At 59.3% G+C, this 18940-nt stretch carries 23 protein-coding genes; 10 read left to right on the forward strand and 13 right to left on the reverse strand.

Annotated elements, in window-relative coordinates; all coding sequences use genetic code 11:
- Positions 1-76 precede the first annotated feature (76 nt).
- The 5 genes from KX928_RS22850 to KX928_RS22870 all read left to right on the forward strand — a co-directional run bounded on the left by KX928_RS22850 (position 77) and on the right by KX928_RS22870 (position 3257).
- A complete protein-coding gene (locus KX928_RS22850) occupies positions 77-322 on the forward strand; it encodes an accessory factor UbiK family protein (RefSeq protein WP_219507580.1) in 246 nt (81 codons plus the stop codon).
- 297 nt (positions 323-619) lie between these two features.
- Positions 620-1120, forward strand: a complete 501-nt coding sequence (locus tag KX928_RS22855) for a type III secretion system chaperone family protein (RefSeq protein ID WP_219507582.1) — start codon at positions 620-622, stop codon at positions 1118-1120.
- A gap of 40 nt (positions 1121-1160) precedes the next feature.
- Complete coding sequence (proC, locus tag KX928_RS22860; RefSeq protein ID WP_219507592.1) at positions 1161-1976, forward strand: pyrroline-5-carboxylate reductase; 816 nt, start codon at positions 1161-1163, stop codon at positions 1974-1976.
- On the forward strand, positions 1969-2307 hold the full coding sequence (locus KX928_RS22865) for a tRNA-binding protein (protein WP_219507598.1): 339 nt from the start codon (positions 1969-1971) through the stop codon (positions 2305-2307). The genes proC and KX928_RS22865 overlap by 8 nt, the downstream gene beginning before the upstream one ends.
- Positions 2304-3257, forward strand: a complete 954-nt coding sequence (locus KX928_RS22870) for a 2-hydroxyacid dehydrogenase (RefSeq protein WP_219507599.1) — start codon at positions 2304-2306, stop codon at positions 3255-3257. Before KX928_RS22865 ends, KX928_RS22870 begins: the two co-directional genes overlap by 4 nt.
- A 3-nt stretch (positions 3258-3260) precedes the next feature.
- Here the strand turns inward: KX928_RS22870 and KX928_RS22875 are convergent, their stop codons facing one another.
- Entirely contained in the window at positions 3261-3842 is a 582-nt protein-coding gene (locus KX928_RS22875; protein WP_219507601.1) for a thymidine kinase, read from the reverse strand.
- 286 nt (positions 3843-4128) lie between these two features.
- Here KX928_RS22875 and KX928_RS22880 point away from each other — a divergent pair, with 286 nt between their 5' ends.
- Positions 4129-4593: a hypothetical protein gene (locus KX928_RS22880; protein ID WP_219507603.1), complete on the forward strand. Its 465-nt coding sequence runs from the start codon at positions 4129-4131 to the stop codon at positions 4591-4593.
- 14 nt (positions 4594-4607) lie between these two features.
- On the opposite strand, the gene KX928_RS22885 is transcribed toward KX928_RS22880, so the two are convergent.
- From KX928_RS22885 to KX928_RS22900, 4 genes are all read right to left on the reverse strand, one after another.
- Positions 4608-5732: a beta-ketoacyl-ACP synthase III gene (locus KX928_RS22885; RefSeq protein WP_219507605.1), complete on the reverse strand. Its 1125-nt coding sequence runs from the start codon at positions 5730-5732 to the stop codon at positions 4608-4610.
- Positions 5733-5999: 267 nt separating this feature from the next.
- Positions 6000-9359: a carbamoyl-phosphate synthase large subunit gene (carB, locus tag KX928_RS22890; protein ID WP_219507613.1), complete on the reverse strand. Its 3360-nt coding sequence runs from the start codon at positions 9357-9359 to the stop codon at positions 6000-6002.
- 182 nt (positions 9360-9541) lie between these two features.
- The gene (locus KX928_RS22895; protein WP_219507615.1) at positions 9542-10174 is read right to left on the reverse strand and encodes a VPLPA-CTERM sorting domain-containing protein; all 633 of its coding nucleotides are present in this window, start codon (positions 10172-10174) and stop codon (positions 9542-9544) included.
- A 185-nt stretch (positions 10175-10359) separates the two neighbouring features.
- Positions 10360-11118 carry an alpha/beta fold hydrolase gene (locus tag KX928_RS22900; protein WP_219507618.1) on the reverse strand — a complete coding sequence of 253 codons (759 nt, stop codon included), beginning with the start codon at positions 11116-11118 and terminating at the stop codon, positions 10360-10362.
- Between the two features lie 77 nt (positions 11119-11195).
- Here KX928_RS22900 and KX928_RS22905 point away from each other — a divergent pair, with 77 nt between their 5' ends.
- Complete coding sequence (locus KX928_RS22905) at positions 11196-11570, forward strand: hypothetical protein (RefSeq protein ID WP_219507620.1); 375 nt, start codon at positions 11196-11198, stop codon at positions 11568-11570.
- A gap of 254 nt (positions 11571-11824) precedes the next feature.
- Here KX928_RS22905 and KX928_RS22910 read toward each other — a convergent pair whose 3' ends face one another.
- The 3 genes from KX928_RS22910 to glyA form a co-directional block, all read right to left on the reverse strand.
- Positions 11825-12028, reverse strand: coding sequence for a hypothetical protein (locus KX928_RS22910; RefSeq protein ID WP_219507622.1), 204 nt, complete (start codon positions 12026-12028; stop codon positions 11825-11827).
- A 98-nt stretch (positions 12029-12126) separates the two neighbouring features.
- On the reverse strand, positions 12127-12513 hold the full coding sequence (locus KX928_RS22915) for a (R)-mandelonitrile lyase (protein WP_219507624.1): 387 nt from the start codon (positions 12511-12513) through the stop codon (positions 12127-12129).
- 136 nt (positions 12514-12649) lie between these two features.
- Positions 12650-13945 (reverse strand): serine hydroxymethyltransferase, encoded by a 1296-nt coding sequence (glyA, locus tag KX928_RS22920; protein ID WP_219507626.1) that lies wholly within the window; start codon positions 13943-13945, stop codon positions 12650-12652.
- 222 nt (positions 13946-14167) lie between these two features.
- Here glyA and KX928_RS22925 point away from each other — a divergent pair, with 222 nt between their 5' ends.
- Together KX928_RS22925 and KX928_RS22930 are read left to right on the forward strand one after the other, a co-directional pair.
- On the forward strand, positions 14168-14929 hold the full coding sequence (locus KX928_RS22925) for an NAD kinase (RefSeq protein WP_219507628.1): 762 nt from the start codon (positions 14168-14170) through the stop codon (positions 14927-14929).
- On the forward strand, positions 14926-16161 hold the full coding sequence (locus tag KX928_RS22930; RefSeq protein WP_219507630.1) for a Coenzyme F420 hydrogenase/dehydrogenase, beta subunit C-terminal domain: 1236 nt from the start codon (positions 14926-14928) through the stop codon (positions 16159-16161). The genes KX928_RS22925 and KX928_RS22930 overlap by 4 nt, the downstream gene beginning before the upstream one ends.
- Here KX928_RS22930 and KX928_RS22935 read toward each other — a convergent pair.
- Genes KX928_RS22935 through KX928_RS22945 form a run of 3 tightly spaced genes read right to left on the reverse strand, consistent with a single transcriptional unit; the run spans position 16152 to position 17712 of the window.
- Positions 16152-16709 carry an SCO family protein gene (locus KX928_RS22935; RefSeq protein ID WP_219507632.1) on the reverse strand — a complete coding sequence of 186 codons (558 nt, stop codon included), beginning with the start codon at positions 16707-16709 and terminating at the stop codon, positions 16152-16154. The genes KX928_RS22930 and KX928_RS22935 overlap by 10 nt on opposite strands.
- Complete coding sequence (locus tag KX928_RS22940) at positions 16709-17272, reverse strand: hypothetical protein (protein ID WP_219507636.1); 564 nt, start codon at positions 17270-17272, stop codon at positions 16709-16711. Before KX928_RS22940 ends, KX928_RS22935 begins: the two co-directional genes overlap by 1 nt.
- Positions 17269-17712, reverse strand: coding sequence for a hypothetical protein (locus tag KX928_RS22945; RefSeq protein ID WP_219507638.1), 444 nt, complete (start codon positions 17710-17712; stop codon positions 17269-17271). Before KX928_RS22945 ends, KX928_RS22940 begins: the two co-directional genes overlap by 4 nt.
- A gap of 181 nt (positions 17713-17893) precedes the next feature.
- Between KX928_RS22945 and KX928_RS22950 the strand changes: the two genes are divergently transcribed.
- Positions 17894-18103, forward strand: a complete 210-nt coding sequence (locus tag KX928_RS22950; protein WP_219507646.1) for a CsbD family protein — start codon at positions 17894-17896, stop codon at positions 18101-18103.
- 193 nt (positions 18104-18296) lie between these two features.
- Here the strand turns inward: KX928_RS22950 and KX928_RS22955 are convergent, their stop codons facing one another.
- Complete coding sequence (locus KX928_RS22955) at positions 18297-18731, reverse strand: hypothetical protein (RefSeq protein WP_219507648.1); 435 nt, start codon at positions 18729-18731, stop codon at positions 18297-18299.
- 20 nt (positions 18732-18751) lie between these two features.
- Positions 18752-18940 (reverse strand): hypothetical protein (locus tag KX928_RS22960; RefSeq protein WP_219507650.1); only part of this gene is annotated, 189 nt, incomplete at its 5' end.

The raw sequence follows: 18940 nt of genomic DNA on the forward strand, positions 1-18940 counted from the left end.
GCGCAATGGGGAAGTCAACCTTGCAGGAAGCGGCATTTGGCACCATATACCATTTGTGAACAGCCGGAGGCGACAGATGCAAACGCGCAATAAGATTTTCGACGATATCTCGCAATTGATGACCAATGCGATGGGCGTGGCGCAGGGCGCTCGGGACGAAGCGGAAACGGCCATGAAGGGCATGATGGATCGCTGGCTCGCAGACCGCGATTTCGTCACCCGCGAGGAATTTGATGCGGTCCGGGCGATGGCGCAAAAAGCTCGTGAGGAAAACGAAGCGCTCAAGGCGCGTCTGGATGCGCTCGAGGCAAAGCAAGACTGAAGCCACAACCGGGTTTACGTCGACCGCGCATGAGGAATTAACCTTTGCGCCCGGATCGCGTGTTTTTACGACGGATTTGTTCACCATTTGTTAAGAATGGTAACATTTTGGGGCGTAGCACGTGGTCATCCACAACTTATTGCGGTTACCCACAAGAATAGGGGTTGCCACAGGATCGTTCTGACCTCACCATATCTGGTATAGGCACGGGGGCTCGCCCCGGTCTGTAGAGCAGGCACCTAGCATTGGGGGCCATCCCCGGTCCACAGCGCTAGCGCGATAAAAAGAGGTGGCACCATGGCCCTGTCCGAGCAGTTTTTGGAAGACGATATTCACCCCATCGACATCGTTGAGCATCTTGCGGCCCACCACGAGTGGGATTTCGACCGTATTTCCGATGAACAGATCGCGATGGCTGTCGAAGGTCAGTGGCGCACCTATTCGCTAACCCTCGCATGGTCGGCCTTTGATGAAACCCTGCGCATGATTTGCACGTTTGACATGGAGCCGCCGGAAGAGAAACATGCCGAGCTCTACGAACTTCTCAATCATGTGAATGACCAATGCTGGGCCGGGGCCTTCACCTACTGGGCAGAACAGAAGCTGATGGTCTATCGGTACGGGCTTGTTCTGGCGGGCGGTCACGTGGCCAGTGCGGATCAGATCGACACGATGATCGGCGCGGCGGTCATGAGTGCGGAACGTTATTATCCTGCGATGCAATTGCTCGTGTGGGGCAACCAGACGCCGGAACAGGCATTGCAGGTCGCCATTGCAGAGGCCTACGGTCGCGCGTAACACTCACCCCCGGACTTATGGGTATCGGGGGGCTTCATTCATGAAAGACAGTCGCATCGCGCGCCAGGGGCTGGTGCTGTTGGGCTGCGGTAAGATGGGATCAGCCATGCTGGCAGGATGGCTGGCGCAAGGCTTGCCGCCGACCTCTGTTTGGGTTGTCGATCCGAAACCCTCCGACTGGGTGGCCTCGACGGGGGTTCATCTGAATGCAGATCTGCCTCCGGTTCCTGCGGTCGTTCTGGTTGCTGTCAAGCCGCAGATGATGGCTGACGCGCTGCCGACGCTGAAAGCGATGGGAAATGGCGACACGGTGTTTGTCAGCGTGGCGGCGGGCATCACTATCGCCCGTTTCGAGGAGATCCTTGGCGCGCGAACGCCCATTGTACGCGCAATGCCCAATACGCCAGCGGCTATTTCCAAGGGAATCACCGCGATCATTGGCAATAACGTTGCAGATGCCACAGCGATGGACGAGGCGGAAACCCTTCTGAGCGCGGTAGGAGAGGTTGTCAGACTTGAAAGCGAGGCGCAAATCGATGCCGTCACCGGTGTCAGCGGCTCGGGTCCGGCATATGTTTTTCACATGATCGAAACCATGGCGGCTGCGGGTGAGGCGCAGGGGCTGGACGCGGATCTGGCGCTCAGACTGGCAACGGCGACAGTCGCCGGTGCCAGTGCCCTGGCGCAGTCAGCAGAGGAACACCCCTCGCAATTGCGGGTCAATGTAACCTCGCCGAATGGAACCACGCAGGCGGCGCTTGAAATACTCATGGATACGGAGGCCGGCCTTCCCGCCTTGCTGAACCGCGCCGTGAAAGCGGCAACGGACAGATCCCGGGAACTTGCAAATGGCTGATATTACCTACGACGACTTTCTCAAGCTTGACATCCGGTGTGGCACCGTCACCCGTGCGGAGCCGTTTCCGCAGGCGCGCAAACCGGCCATGAAGATGTGGGTGGATTTTGGACCGGACATCGGGGAGCGGAAAACCTCCGCGCAAGTGACAGCGCATTACACACCTGAGGCTCTCGTTGGCAAACAGGTGATGGCCGTTGTCAATTTCCCGCCGCGTCAGATTGGGCCGTTCATGTCGGAGGTACTGGTATTGGGGGTACCTGACGAGCAGGGCGAGGTCGTTTTGATATCACCCGATCACGAAGTGCCCTCGGGAGGGCGAATGCATTGACCAAAGTCCTGATGACCCGGCCCTTGCCGGAAAAGGTGCAATCGGCTGCGGCAGCCCTTTTTGATCTCACCGTTCGGCCCATGACCGCGCCGCTGACCGTCGAAGAGATGCGCAGCGCACTTTCTGACTATGACGGTGTGGTCCCGACCCTGGGAGACATGTTCTCCGCCGAGATTTTCGCGGCGCAGGATAACTGGCGCTGCCGGATTCTTGCGAATTTCGGGGTCGGATACAATCATATCGACGTGGCTGCGGCGAAGCGTGCCGGTTTCACGGTGACGAACACGCCGGGTGCGGTGACCGATGCAACGGCCGATGTCGCGATGACCCTGATGCTGATGAGCGCGCGCCGGGCGGGCGAGGGGGAACGACTGGTGCGCGCGGGGTATTGGGAGGGCTGGCATCCAACGCAGCTTCTGGGGATGCATCTTGGTGGCAGGACGGTGGGCATCGTGGGCATGGGGCGGATCGGTCAGGCCATCGCGCGCCGGTGCCATTTCGGTTTCGGCATGCAGATCGCCTACCACAGCCGCTCAGAAAAAGCGCTGACATTTCCGGCGCGGCGCATGGACAGCCTGCTGGCGCTTGCCGCAGCCGTCGACATCCTGGTCGTTGCGGTGCCGGGGGGTGATGCGACCCATCATCTGATCGATGCCGAAGTTCTGGGGACGATGCAGAGACACGCTCACCTGATCAACATCGCGCGCGGCAATGTCGTGGAGGAGGCTGCGTTGATCGACGCGCTGGCCACGCATAAAATTGCCGGCGCTGGCCTCGATGTCTATGAATTCGAACCGGATGTTCCGATGGCCCTGCGCACGATGGAAAACGTGGTTCTGCTGCCTCATATCGGTACTGCGGCACTCGAAGTGCGGGAGGATATGGGCATGATGACGGTGGAGAACCTCAAATCCTTTTTTGCTGGTGACACGCCCCCCAACACCGTCTGACCGTCAGCCGTCTCCGACCGCTTCGCGCCAGTGGCGGCGACAGAGCGACACATAGGTTTCGTTGCCCCCGATCTGAACCTGCGCGCCATCGCGCAGCGCCTTGCCCTCGGCGTCCATCCGAACGACCATCGTGGCCTTCTTGCCGCAATGACAGATTGTGCGCACTTCTCGCATCTCGTCGGCAAGGGCGAGAAGCGTCGCAGATCCCGGGAACAACTTGCCGCGAAAATCAACGCGCAGACCGAAACACATGATCGGAACATGCAGGTCGTCGACCGCTCTGGCCAGTTGCCAGACCTGTGCCTCGGTCAGAAACTGCGCTTCGTCGATAAAGACACAGGCCGCAGGGCCTTGCTGCAGTCTGTTCGCGATGCGGTCAAACAGATCGTCGCCCGTGGTGAAGGTGTCGGCTTTTTCCCCGATGCCGATGCGCGAGGCAATGCGCCCGTCGCCGGCGCGATTGTCGAACTGTGCCGTCAGCAAATAGGGCACCATACCGCGTTCACGGTAGTTGTGCGCGGCCTGCAACAGCACGGTCGATTTGCCCGCGTTCATAGTGGAATAGTGGAAATAGAGCTTCGCCATAAGCGCTTGATAGGCCGCTGTTTACCGGCCTGCAAGCACCCTCAGGCCCATTGTCGGGGCCCGTGCGCGGCTGTCGGCGCAATGCCAACCTGCCATTCCCTCGTCGGCAGAGCGCAACAGGGCTCCAAACCGAAACCGACGCAGGGAACGCCGGCCACTCATTAATCCCCCGAACAATGGGAGTGTTTTTATAAATGACATTTCCCTGACATCGGATTAATGGAAAAACCAAGATCGTTTTCCCCTTGCGGTGAATGCGTATAATTTGAGTAGGATGAGGTTCATAATGACGGCAATTGGGAGATACCTGAAAAAGCACACAGAGTCCTTGGTCAAGGACGTGGGCATCGAACAGGCGTGCAAGCTGACCGGTAAATCCAAGGCAACGCTCGGGCGCTACTATTCGGACCATGATGAGCATTCGGACCGCTTCATGCCAATTGAAACCGTGGCCCTGCTGGAGCAGGCCGCAGCGTACCCGCATGTAACCGGCGCCTTGGCGGAGCTTTCCGGCACGTCACTGCAATATGACGAACGGCGTCCGAACGACGAGCGGCCAGGCGGGGTAAACGCGGACGTCATCGCCTTGAGCCAGCGTTTTGCGATGCTCATGGGCGAATACCAGCAATCCATGGAAGACGGAAAAATAACCGTGAACGAGGCCAAGCGGCTATTGCGCGAGACCGGCCTGCTTCAGCAGGTTCTCATCGACATGAAACTGCATCTGGAAAATGATCACGGCGCTGCGTGACGCGCAGCCTACCGTTACCCGTGCTTTTCCACCAGAACCGACCCGACCGAGTAGCCCGCGCCGAAAGAGCAGATCAGCCCCTTGTCGCCGCTGTTCATGTCCGCGGAGTATTTTGAAAAGGCGATGATCGACCCGGCAGACGAGGTATTCGCATAGTCTTGCAGGATGTTGGGTTGTTCGGAAGGTTGCGGCGTGCGGCCCAGAACCTTCCGCCCAATGAAGTCGTTCATCGTCTTATTGGCCTGATGCAGCCACAGCCGTTTCAGACCTGTCGCGTCGACGCCGCCGTCTTGCATATGCGCGGCGATATGTTCTGACACCATCGGCAACACTTCTTTGAAAACCTTTCGCCCATTCTGCATGAATTGCATGTCCCGGCGGTCGATCATCCCGTCAGGGCGCGACCGGCGCAAATAGCCGTTGTTGTTGCGGATGTTGTTGGAGAACTCCGTGGCGCACCGTGTCGACATTATCTCGAAATATGGTCCGGCAGCGTCTTCCGCCCGCTCGATCAGTGTCGCCGTGGCGACGTCACCGAAGATGAAATGACAATCCCGGTCGCGCCACTCCAGATGTGCGGAACAGATTTCCGGGTTGATCACCAAGGCACTTTTGATGCTGCCTGACTTTACCATGTCCGCCGCCGCCTGAATCCCGAATGTTGCTGACGAACAGGCGACGTTCATGTCGAAAGCAAAGCCCTGCACGCCCAGAAGCTGCTGAATTTCGATGGCGACCGCCGGATAGGCGCGCTCCATATTCGAGGCGGCACAGATCACCAGATCGACATCACCAGCGGTCCTGCCCGCCATATCGAGCGCCTTGCGCGCAGCGTCCAGACCCATCTCGGCCATCAGGGAGGGCTCTTCATCGCTGCGTTGCCGCAGCAGGGGGTGCATGACCTCGGGATCAAGGATGCCTTTTTTATCAATGACATACCTCTGATTTATGCCGGATGCCTTGACAATGAAGTCTTCCGAAGAATGTTCCTTGGGCGCCAGCGTGCCATTGTCGATCTCTGTGGCGTGTTCGGCGTTGTAAAGGTCTGCATAGGCATTGAAGGCTGTCACCAATTCGGCGTTGGTGATGATATTCTCCGGTGTGAAAACGCCGGTTCCGGTGATGGCGGGTTTATGCATGTCGCGGCCTCCTGCGGGGTCGCAGGATATGGCCGATAAATCGACCTCGGGTCAAGTGTGACAATGCGTGACGCTCAAACCGGACAGCACATATTGGTAAGCAGGGCAAACGTTCCGGGTTTGCTCCCGCGCTTGACGGGCGGGGGTGAGGTCATTCGTCATTCGGGTTTTGCCGGTGGTGTCTGGTCGTGCGCCGAACAGCCCAGCTGTCAAGCCAGTTGAGCGTGCCGGACACGCCACCCAGCAGGCCACCGACTTTCTTCGCGTCTACCCCTGAAGCGCCTTCACGCCAACATCGCCATCCGCCTGTGCCCGGATGGCCAGCGCGGCGGCGTAGCTACCGGCTGCGGTCGTGAAGTACGGGATCTTGTCATAAAGCGCGATACTGCGAATGGACTTTGAATCCTCCACGGCCTGCGCCCCTTCCGTGGTGTTCATGACCAGATGGATCGCTTCGTCTTTCATCATGTCAGTCACGTCGGGACGCCCCTCGTAGACCTTGTTGACAACGCCGCAGGCCAAGTCATGAGCGGTGAGCCATGAGGCCGTGCCACGCGTTGCCACAAGCGTGAAACCCTGATCCAGCAGGATACGCGCGGCAGAGAGCATGTCGTCTGTCTTGTCGGCGTCCTTGATCGACAGAAAGGCGCAACCCTGCGCAGGAAGGATCGTTCCGGCACCCATCTGCGCCTTGAGGAAGGCACGGGGGAAATCGCGGTCCCATCCCATGACTTCGCCCGTGCTGCGCATCTCTGGGCCCAGCAGCGTATCGACGCCGGGGAACCGGGCGAAGGGCAGCACGGCCTCTTTCACCGAAAACCACGGCATGTTGGGATCCGCCAGGGTCATCGGATCGCCGAGCGGGAGGATTGCGTCATACGCCACGTTTGCATCGTAGGCGGGGCGTTGCGGGAAATTCGAAAGCGGCTCGCCCGCCATGATCCGCGCCGCGATGGAGGCGATGGCGCTGTCGGTGGCCTTGGCGACAAAGGGCACGGTGCGTGAGGCGCGGGGGTTGACCTCGATCAGAAAAATCTCGCCGTCCTTGATGGCAAACTGGATGTTCATCAATCCCACCACTTTGAGCGCTCTGGCAAGGGCATGGGTTTGTTTTTCGATCTCGGCGATGATGTCCCGGGACAGCGAGTAGGGCGGGAGCGAACAGGCGCTGTCACCCGAGTGTACGCCGGCTTCCTCGATATGCTGCATGATGCCGGCCACATGAACGTCTTTACCATCGCACAGCGCGTCCACATCCAGTTCGACCGCGCCTGCCAGATAGCTGTCCAGCAAGACCGGGCTGTCGCCCGAAACGACGACAGCAGAGGTGATGTATCGTTCCAGCGAGGCCTGATCACGCACGATCTCCATCGCCCGGCCACCCAGCACATAAGACGGGCGGATCACCAGCGGGAAGCCAATATCTTTCGCGATTTCAATAGCTTCACTGTCTGAATGTGCAATACCGTTGTTCGGCTGGCGGAGGCCAAGACCCTGCACCAACTGTTGGAAGCGCTCCCGATCTTCGGCCAGATCAATGGCATCCGGCGTCGTGCCGAGAATTGGGATCCCTTCAGCGTGCAGAGCCCCCGCAATTTTCAGCGGAGTCTGACCACCGAATTGGACGATCACGCCGTGCAGCGTGCCGTTTTCCTGCTCCACCCGAAGAATTTCCATGACATGCTCGAAGGTGAGCGGTTCGAAATACAGCCGGTCGGAGGTGTCGTAGTCGGTTGAGACGGTCTCCGGGTTGCAGTTGACCATGATCGTCTCGTAGCCCGCGTCAGTCAGCGCATAACAGGCGTGACAGCAGCAATAGTCGAACTCGATCCCTTGGCCAATTCGGTTGGGACCACCGCCCAGTATAACCACTTTCTTGCGGTCGGAGGGGCGGGCCTCGCATTCCACTTCGCCAAAAACAGGGGATTCGTAGGTGGAGTACATATAGGGCGTCTGTGCTTCGAACTCGGCCGCGCAGGTGTCGATGCGCTTGAACACTGCCGTGACGCCAAGGTTATGACGGGCCTGACGCACGTTGGTTTCGTCGCGTCCGGTAAGATGGGCAAGACGCGCGTCCGTGAACCCCATCATTTTCAGGTGGCGCAGCCCGGTTTCCGTGACCGGAAGGCCGTTCCTGAGCAGGCCCCGTTCCGCCTCAACGATTTCGCGGATACGGGCCAGAAACCACGGGTCGAACATGGTTGCGCTATGGATTTCATCATCGCTCAACCCATGCCGCATGGCCTGCGCGATCGTGCGGAGCCGGTCAGGTGTCTGCTGGCTGATCGCCTTGACGATGGCCGCTCTGTCGGCCCCTTCCGCATCCCAATGTCCGACGCCGACACCCGGGATGTCGATCTCGTCGAACCCGGTCAGACCGGACTCCATTGAAGCCAGCGCTTTTTGCATGCTTTCGTGAATGGTCCGGCCAATGGACATCGCCTCGCCCACGCTTTTCATCGCAGTGGTCAGGTCCGGCGTGGCGCCGGGGAATTTCTCGAAGGCGAATTTCGGGATCTTGGTGACCACGTAGTCAATGGTCGGCTCGAATGAGGCGGGTGTGACCTTGGTGATGTCATTGTCGAGCTCATCCAGCGTGTAGCCAACCGCCAGCTTCGCCGCGATCTTGGCGATTGGAAAGCCTGTTGCTTTCGAGGCCAGTGCCGAAGAACGGCTGACCCGCGGGTTCATCTCGATCACCACCATGCGGCCATCGTCGGGGTTCACCGCCCACTGCACGTTGGAGCCGCCCGTTTCCACCCCGATCTCACGCAGCACCGCGATGGAGTGGTAGCGCATGATCTGGTATTCCTTGTCGGTCAGCGTCAGCGCCGGGGCCACGGTAATGGAATCGCCCGTGTGCACACCCATCGGGTCGACGTTCTCGATGGAGCAGACGATTATGGCGTTGTCGGCGGTGTCGCGCACCACCTCCATCTCGAACTCCTTCCAGCCGAGCAGCGACTCGTCGACGAGAATCTGACCCACGGGGCTCGCATCCATGCCGGAGCGGCAGATCGCCTCGTAATCATCGCGGTTGTATGCCACGCCGCCCCCTGTGCCGCCCATGGTAAAGGCGGGGCGGATGATCGCGGGCAGCCCAACTTCTTCCAGCGTATCGAGGGCCAGCCGGACACCTTCTGCAAGGTCTTTCTTGCCGTTGGAGTCCCTGGGAGCGGTGACAATGGCAGCCTTGGGGTTCTCGATGCCCAGACGGTCCATCGCCTCGCGGAACAGCTTGCGGTCTTCGGCCATCTCGATCGCAGCGCGTTTCGCCCCGATCATCTCGACGTTGAACTTGTCGAGCACGCCCATTTCTTCAAGCGCCAGCGAGGTGTTCAGCCCGGTTTGTCCACCCATCGTAGGCAGCAGCGCATCGGGGCGTTCCTTTTCGATAATCTTGGCGACCATTTCCGGTGTGATGGGTTCAATGTAGGTGGCATCCGCCAGTCCGGGGTCCGTCATGATCGTCGCGGGGTTGGAGTTGACGAGGATGACCCTGTAGCCCTCTTCCTTCAAAGCCTTGCAGGCCTGGGCGCCGGAGTAGTCGAACTCGCAGGCCTGACCGATCACGATAGGGCCTGCGCCGATGATCATGATCGATTTGATATCGGTTCTTTTCGGCATGAGGCGGCCCCTTTGCTTTTGAACACCCCCGTGTGTCCAAATTGTCCTGCGTTATAGGCAAGAGCGGGCGCTGTGCAAGGGCTGAATCCCCACGTGCATGGCATATTGGAAAACAATGCCGCAAAACGCGAAAAAGGCGACCGTTCAAAGGCCGCCTGCATCGCGTCAATCTATATGAGAGGTCAGGTTTTCTTGCGGCGGCGCATCACGCCAAAGCCAGCCAGCGCCGTGCCGAACAACAGCATGGAGGCCGGGACCGGCACCGAGGCGATTTCTACCAGTTCCAGATCGTCCAGTGACACCTTGCCGTCATCTTCGCCAGACGAGTCTACGTCCTGAAAGAGGGTTGTGCTTGGCGATCCGCCGCCACCACCCGGAAACGACCCGGCGGAACCGATCCGCAACCGGTCGAGTGGCTTGCCGACAAATGAAAGCGGCGTCAGGATTGCGGGAACGTTGAACGCTTCCAAAACTTCCGACACGACTTCGACACCATCCAGAAAACCGACGGCTGTAATCTGACCGCCATCCAGAATATCCGTGCTTACCTTGATCGAGCGGAACTCGAACGGGTTTCTCAGCGATTTGACTTCGAAGAATGACACGGTGGAGTCAGAGAATGGCGACAGCTCAAGCGTGACATTGCCATCGGTCGAACCGAAGGCCGCGTTCTGCGCGTTGAATTCGACACCTGCGGATTGCGCGCCAGCCACGCTGTCTTCGACAGAGAAGCTTCCGAAGTTGAGGGACGACGCGCCAACAGCGGCTGTCAGGCCAAGCCCGGCAGAAAACACAAATGTAAAAAGGTTCTTCATACGTACCCTCATTAACGCGTTGAATCGAAACAATTCAATCCAGAGTTTAGAAAAGGCCAAATTTCTATTAATTGCAAGGGTTAAGCCCAATTTTCGTCATATTTGGACAGGAATGTTGTCTCTTCGCACCGCAATAGTGCTTAAACGCCGCTACTATTGCTGGATTGGAAACGGTGGTGGTTGGCCTACACCATTTGAAGGAAAGTCCGGACAGCTGCTTCGAAGGCGCGGGGGTTGTCTGCGTGCAGCCAGTGACCGGCCTTTGGAAGCTTGGCAAAGCGCGCGGTCGGGAAAAGGCTTTTGATTGTCGGGCGGTGCTGCGCTGAAACATAGTCGGACTGCGCCCCGGACAGAAACAGCACCGGACCTTCGAAGTGTCCCTCAATCAGCGGAAATGAAAGAATTTTTTCCATTTCTGCGGCCAGTACATCCAGGTTCAGGCGCCACCGCTTTTCCGGAACGTCCAAAGATTGCGTGAAAAAGCTCTGCAAGGCGGGATCAACACCCAGCTCCCCCAGTTGCGCCTCGGCGTCGGACCGGCGGGTGACCTTTGACAAATCGACACGGCGCATTGCCTCGATAAACTGGATCTGGCTGTGTGTGTATGCAACCGGCGCGATGTCACCCACGATAAGACGCCTGATCAGATCGGGCTTTTGCAGGGCCAGTACCATGGACGCTTTGCCACCCATGGAATGTCCAATGACATGTACCGGGCCGCCGATGTGTTCGATAACCTCCGCCAGATCGTTGGCCATGTCGTCATAGGTATGTGTGGATGTCCAGTCGCTGTGGCCGTGGTTGCGTTGATCGACCGTGACGACATGGGCCACGTCCGACAGGCGCTTGGCAATCACTCCCCAGTTTCGTCCGGATCCATAAAGACCGTGCACGATCAGGACAGTGGGGGCGTTCTTGCCACCGAATTCCGAATACTTCAGCATGCGGTACGGCTAGCGGATTTGATCCCCCGGTGCCAGCGCTATTGCACCTGAGGCATCCGGATGATTAGGGTCGCGCTGTGCACACACCTCGCGACATAGACCAGAAAGCGCAATTGCTGAAAGACGCCCTGCATCAGCATCTGGGGGTCAAAGGGCGGTCACTTGATCATGCCCTGCGCAAAGCAGGCCGCCAATTGCCCAGGCGCATTCGTACGCAGGCCAGATTCTTCACGCGAGCCCAGACCGTCAGCGGCAACATCAAGCTCCTGCGGCAGTTCGATGCCGCGCAGGTTGACGCTGCATATGCTGAAATCGCTGCGTATCTTGCGGCGATCGACCGGTCGGATGCCCGTAAAGGGCGGCTCTTGTCCATTCTGGCCGTTGTCGCCTTCAACCTTATCGTTGTCTTTACCGCCTGGGTGGTTTGGCTCAGGATGCGCGGCTCGATCTGAGCGGGGCGGCACCGGATCCCTGCTAGCGTATCCGAGGGATCGCTATGGCTTAGAGGCAGCGGGGAATGAAGGCGTAGGTGTCCACGTGCAACGCTGACATACCGGCTGTTCACCATCTGGCCGGTGCGGTCGTCAAGACTGCCTGAAGCGGGCGCGTAGGTCCGGCCTTGGTTATCCGTTCCATCGTGAACCCCATCGGGTGCGGTCGTGCGCGCACCGGCCAGAGGCATGAAGCTCGATCGCCCTGCAGGCGGTCAAGGCCTGCGCCCCGGCGCGGTGGGGGGTGGTGCCACGGTTCGAACAGGTGCCGCTCGCATGGTGGGTAGGCCGTTGGCTTCGATACAGGGGTCCGCGCGGGTCTTTCGGATATCGACCCAGGCTGTGCCGGCGGACGCAATGGCCCCAAGCGCAACGATCACGGCAGTAAGGGCGAGAGAGGCGGGCCAGGGACTGCGCATCTGTCGTCTCCTCCTATCAGTTTGACAGGGGTGATACGCAACAGCGCGCGGGTTCCGTCGCTCGAAGGGCGAATTTCCGCAATGGGCAGCGGTGCGCCTCAGCCCACCTCGTCCACCTGTTCCAGCCATGTCACGGCGATACCGTCCTGCGCCTCCTGCATGGCCAGATGGCTCATTGCCGTTGTGGGCGTTGCCCCGTGCCAGTGCTTTTCTCCTGGCGCGAACCATATGACATCCCCGGGCCGCAGGTCCTGGACTGGCCCGCCTTCGCTTTGCGCGCGGCCAAATCCGGACAGGATGACAAGGGTTTGTCCCAGCGGATGTGTATGCCACGCGGTGCGCGCCGCGGGTTCAAACGTCACCACCGCGGCGCGCAATCGCGCCGGGTCAGGGGCGCTGATGAGCGGGTCCAGCCTGACCGCCCCTGAAAAATAAGATGCCGATCCGACCTCGGATGCCGTTGTGCCTGCGCGTGTGATGTTCATTGGCTTGTCCCCTCTGAAGCTCTGGTGGTCAAAACTGGCCCGAAGCCTGCGCGTAGAACAAGCAAAAACGGCCCGGGCAGGGATGCCGGAGGCCGTTTTCACATCAGACGTATGTCAGCCTGCGCGCAGCAAGCGGTCAGAGGTTGGGGTAGATCGGGAACCGGGCGCAAAGATCTGCAACCTCGGCTTTCACCTTTTCCTCGACCGCTGCGTTGCCGTCTTCGCCATGCGCCGCCAGACCATCGACAACCTCGATGATCCAGTCAGCAATCTGCCGGAACTCCGGCTCGCCGAAACCACGCGTGGTGCCCGCAGGGCTGCCAAGACGAATACCGGAGGTGATGGTCGGTTTTTCCGGGTCGAAAGGCACGCCGTTCTTGTTACAGGTGATGTGCGCCCGGCCAAGCGCTTTCTCGGTTGCGTTGCCTTTGACGCCCTTGGGGCGCAGATCTACCAGCAGCACATGGGTGTCGGTCCCATGGGTCACGGTGTCCAGCCCGCCCTTGATCAACTGGTCGCTGAGCGCCTGAGCATTGGCGATGACCTGTTTGATGTAGCCTTTGAATTCCGGACGCAGCGCTTCGCCGAAGGCAACTGCCTTACCCGCGATCACATGCATCAGCGGGCCGCCCTGAATGCCGGGGAAGATTGCAGAGTTGAATTTCTTGGCCAGTGCCTCGTCATTGGTCAGGATCATGCCACCACGCGGTCCCCGCAGCGTTTTGTGGGTGGTCGTCGTGGCTACATGGGCATGCGGGAAGGGGCTGGGATGCTCGCCCGCGGCCACCAGACCGGCGAAATGCGCCATGTCGACATGCAGGTAAGCACCCACCATATCGGCAATCTGGCGCATGCGGGCAAAGTCGATCTGACGCGGGATCGCGGAGCCACCGGCGATGATCAACTTTGGCTGATGTTCTTTTGCAAGGGCTTCGACCTGATCGTAATCAAGCAGGTTGTCTTGCTTCCGCACACCGTATTGCACCGCGTTGAACCATTTGCCCGACTGGTTGGGCCGCGCTCCATGCGTCAGGTGACCGCCCGCGTCGAGACTCATGCCCAGAATGGTATCGCCCGGTTGCAGCAAGGCCTGAAAAACACCCTGGTTGGCCTGTGACCCTGAATTTGGCTGAACATTTGCGAAACCGCATTCAAAAAGCGCGCAGGCCCGTTTGATCGCCAGCTCTTCGGCCACATCGACAAACTGGCACCCGCCGTAGTAGCGCCGCCCGGGATACCCTTCGGCGTATTTGTTCGTCATGATCGAACCCTGTGCTTCGAGCACGGCCGCAGACACGATGTTTTCGGAAGCGATCAGCTCAATTTCGTCACGCTGGCGGCCCAGTTCCTGCGTGATCGAGGTAAAGACTTCAGGATCGCTGTCAGCCAGGCTTTTCGTGAAAAACCCGGGGGTGCGGTGAGGGGCATTCATAGGTCGTCTCCCTGTGGAAAGAGCATTGGTGCAGCGTCTCGTATCGGAAACCGGAACGTCGTGAAAGAAGGTAAAGCGACGCAACATCGGATTTGTGCGGCGTTCATAGGGTCTAGCAGGGAACTGCGCAATGCGGCGTATGGGGCCTTGGGCGCCTTATGCTGGTCACCAGACGGGATATGTGCTTGTTTCGGATCACAAAGTGCCGGATCGGAAACATTCATGCCGCAAAAAATCGCTTTTGCCGCCAGCCGCGCGGATGTCGCGCAGACGGCGCGCGCCGCTCTGGTGACCCGATATGGCGATGTGGCGCCACGGGACGCGGATGTTGTAGTGGCGCTGGGCGGCGATGGTTTCATGCTGCAGACGTTGCATGCCATGCAGCCGCTTGACGTGCCGGTGTACGGCATGAACAGGGGTACAATCGGCTTTCTCATGAACGCCTATTCCGAGATCGATCTGCCGGAACGCCTTGCGGCTGCCGAAGAGGCGGAACTCAATCCGCTGAGTATGACGGCGACGCGGTCGGATGGCACGCTGGCCAAGGCTCTGGCCATTAACGAGGTGTCCCTGCTGCGGGCGGGCCCACAGGCGGCGAAGCTCAAGATTACCGTGGACGGCAGGGTGCGCATGGCGGAACTGGTCTGTGATGGCGCGCTGGTATGTACCCCCGCGGGATCCACCGCCTACAATTACTCCGCCCATGGTCCGATCATTCCCATAGGCTCCGAAGTGCTGGCTCTGACAGCGATGAGCGCCTTTCGCCCGAGGCGCTGGCGCGGGGCGTTGCTGCCCAAACATGCCGTCGTGCAAATTGATGTGCTGGAGCCGAAAAAGCGCCCGGTGATGGCCGAAGCCGATTCCAACTCGGTTACCGATGTCACCCGGGTTGAAATCAAATCGGACCCCAGCGTCGTGCATCGTATCCTTTTTGACCCCGGTCATGGCCTCGAAGAGCGGCTGATCAACGAGCAATTCTCATGATCCAGACGCCGCAAGCGGGCGTGGCTGCCCCCCGCGGGCTGTGCACGGATTGCGGTGTGTCCCGGATGAAAGACGCGAAGGCCTGCGGTACCGCCTGCCAGTTCATTGCCCCGGACTACCCGCGCCTCGAAAAACAGGTGCACGGCAGACCGCGCGGGGATGGGGACGAACGCTTTTTCGGCCCGTTTCAGGCAATGTTCCGGGCGGAAATGAAACAGCCTCGGGCAGGGGCGCAATGGACAGGCATCACGACATCACTTGGTGCACGGTTGTTGGAGACAGGGCAGGTTGAGGCCGTGCTGACAATGGTGCCCGACCCCGCGGATATCTGGCGGCCAAGGCCTGCACTGATCACCGCTGCGCAGGACATGGCGCAGGCACGCGGGATGCGGATGGGCTACGCCCCCTTGCTGGCCTTGCTGGAAAGCGCGCAGGCGCAGGGGTTCACGCGGCTGGCGGTGATTGGCATTCCCTGCCAGATTTACGCGCTGCGGTGTCTGGAGGCGACGCTGGTGCTCGAAAGGCTTTACGTGATCGGCACCCCATGTTCCGACAATACGACAACTGAAAACTTTCATCGTTTTCTGCAGCTGTTGGATGAAGACCCCGACCAGATCACCTACCTGGAGTTTCGCGCCGACTACCGGGTCGAATTGCGCTACAGGGACGGGCGTCAGCGGCTTATCCCGTTCTTGTCGCTGCCAATTTCTGATCTGCCCTCGGATTTCTTTCCACTGACCTGTCGGACCTGCGTGGATTACACAAACGCGCTGGCAGATATCACCGTCGGCTACATGGGGGGCGAGGGCGCGCAATGGCTGCTTGTTCGCAATTCCCGCGGGGCCGAGATGCTGGGGTGCCTGGGCGATGACATTCGGCTTACGGCACCGGGCAGCGCCGGGAACCGCACGCGCGCCGTGAAAGGGTTCGTGGCGAACACGCAACGGGCAGCAGGCGGGTTGCCGCTACGGCGAATGCCCGATTGGCTGCGCCCTGTTGTCAGCTGGCTGCAACCGCGCCTTGGCCCGCGCGGCCTCGAATTCGCGCGCGCGCGGGTAGAGATGAAAGCGGCGGAAACGGTTCTCCACCTGCGCCGGGAAGCGCGCGCCAAGATGAAGAACATGATCCCCCGGCACGTCTGGCAAATCGCGGCACCTTATGGCCTTGCGCCACAGGCGGATGAGGCACCGGTCGCGCGATCAGATGTCGCGACGCCAGTGGATCAGCCCTGAGGGATCAGGTATCCGCGCACGATGTCGGCAGTGTGTTCCACATCCAGAACGGGCGGCAGGAGCGTAAGCATTTCACCCGATCCGTCCAGCAGATGCACAAAACTGCCGTGGGCATAGATCCACCCGTATTCAGGATCCTGAAACAGCGGCGTCACTTCGACCGAGAAGGCTTTATACGCGGCTGCAAGCGCCGCCTCGCCTCCTGTCAGACCGACGAACTGCGGGTGTATCTCTGCCAGCGGTGCGCCCATCGTATCGACCCGGTCCTGATCGGGGGCGACCGTGATCATGACCGGTGTTACCGCGACCCCGTCTTCTGCAAGAGCGTCCACAACGTCGGCCATCAGCGGCAGGGCGGCGGAACAGATGTTCAGGCAATTCGCGTATCCGAAGAACAGCAACTGCGCATGACCGTCCGGGTCTGCCTGCGTGCGTGTTTGCCCGTGCTGATCCATCAGTTCATATGGTCCCCCCAGATCGAAAGGCAACGGGCTTTCCGCCTGCGCGACAGAGCCCGCGAACACTGCAAGGAGTGCGGCGCGCCACATCAGAAGTTTTCTTCCGCATAGGTGGCGTCTTCTTCCAGACCCAGTCCAAGATAACCCTCTCGGCCCGTGATCTCCTTGACGCGCGGATCGCGGCGGAACCAGGGGCCTTTGCCCTTGGCTTCCGGATGTTTCGCGGCCCATTTCTTGGTCCAGGTGTTGGCTTTTATCCAATCTGCATCAGCGGCCTTGATGCGCTGCACAAGGTAGACGTTGCGCGCGCCAAGCTCGTCGTCCTCCAGCAGCAGGCCGTCTACTTCTACCACCTCATTGCAAAAGGGCGCCAGTTCCTCCGCCGCGCCGGTAAAGGCGGGTTGGCTGTTTTTCATCGCAAGAACCAGCACGTCATCGGCGGTACGCACCAGCCCCATCTGGCGTGTACCCGCCCCGCAATTGTCCGGGCAGTCGCCGGTCAGTTCGCAAAGGACATCCACAACCCGTGCTTCGAACTTTGCCGGCACCTCGGCATAAAGGTTCCAGCTTTTGGCTTCCGAGCCTTCGGAGAAATCCTGCGCCGCAACGGGCGTGGCAAGAAGGGCGGCTAACATGGCAAGCTTACGCATCATTTTGGCTCCGGGAATGAGAAGGGCGGCACGGTGCCGAAATCCTCGTGATTGCGGTTCTGGATGTCTGCATCGCTGACGACTTCGCTGACAACAATGTAGTTCTGGCCATCCCGCTCATACAGCATGCCATCCGCGGTCACCGTATGTGCGGCAAGGCTCAGCTGCGTGTCACCGCTGGCGGAGCCATCATCCTGTGCGATCTTGAGAACCATGTAGACCGTGCCGTCTTCGGCGAGCAGCCCAACGGGTATGCCCCCGGCAGAGCACCAGAGCGCGCAGGTATGGTGCGCGGAGCCAACCACCGCATCCGGTCCTCCCATCACACCCGAGTAGTAACACCAGGTGTCGATAATCTCTCCGGTCACCTGGACGCGGGTGCCTTCGTTGGCCCATCCGGGCAGCGCAAGCGAACTGAGAAGAAGGGCAAGGGGCAGGCGCATGATGGGTATCCTCCGTGACATCGAAAAAAGCCTAGAGGGCGGTTTGTTGGCGATCAATCCTCGATTGCCGACGGGCCGATCACTTTTTGCGGAACCTTTCGAATGTCATGCGTGTTGGGGAGGCAAGAGCATGTGACGCACATGTGCTTGGTTCAACGAGTTCGACCCAAAGGAGAGACCAATGAACTGGGACACCATCAAAGGTAACTGGAAACAACTGACAGGTTCAATCCAAAGTAAATGGGGTGAACTGACCAACGATGAAATCGATCAGGTCCAGGGCGACAGAGAACGCCTTGCCGGGCTCATTCAGGAACGCTACGGCGTGGCCAAGGAAGAAGCCGAAAACCAGATCGATGCCTTCATCGCAGAGCATAAATCAGCCGCGTAACTTCCTCGTGGCGGTTGGTTTCTAAAAGGCGGTCCCGACCAGGGATCGCCTTTTTCAATGGGTTGGTGAACTGGAAAGAGCCGTAAGCACGCCCGTCTGTGAAAGAAAATCCAAGGTACATATTTGCCTTCCTTGCCGGATAATGCACCATTTCGCTACGGATACACAAATGGCTGCATTCATGAAGCTGCACTCAGATCGTATCAGAGATTTCTTGACCATCCAGAAAGGGTTTCTCGACTCGCCACCATGCCCATCCACCGACGACCCCGGCAAACAACCCTATGGACACAATTGGAAACCAAGCGGACCAACCGTCTTTGGTCAAAAAGGCAAAAAGTACCGAGCCAACCAAACCAACAACAGCTCCAGATATCAGAGCCACGGAGCGCGGCTGTTTAAATGCCAGACCTAATACCATTCGCAAAAGTGCACCCAGTGGCATTGAGCAAAGAGCGATGGGGAGTATGATTGGTTGTGCGATTGTCCGTACAGCAAGCGCTTCGAGACTTCCAAGTGGGCCACTGTCGAGGATCATTATCCCGAAGCAAACGACGAAAGCACCAGCTTCTACGGCGACAAAACAAGCCCATAGTGAAAGCACTGAACTGAAGTTTCTTTTGTTCAATTCGGTCTATCCTAGGCGTTCTAGATTGTTCGCACATTTGCCCTCATATCGACCCCAATGTCGACGAACCAGCCATTCGTCCATGGCGCAGAAACAGTCAGTATGCGCTTGAAGCGGTCTTTGGCTCCTACTATTTCATCACCAATTTCTGCTATGCGGACAAACCTGCCGTTTGACTGTTGGACGATAACGGCTGCAGGCAACCCCAA

It is taken from the genome of Roseobacter insulae (assembly GCF_019375555.1).
Lineage (GTDB): Bacteria > Pseudomonadota > Alphaproteobacteria > Rhodobacterales > Rhodobacteraceae > Roseobacter > Roseobacter insulae.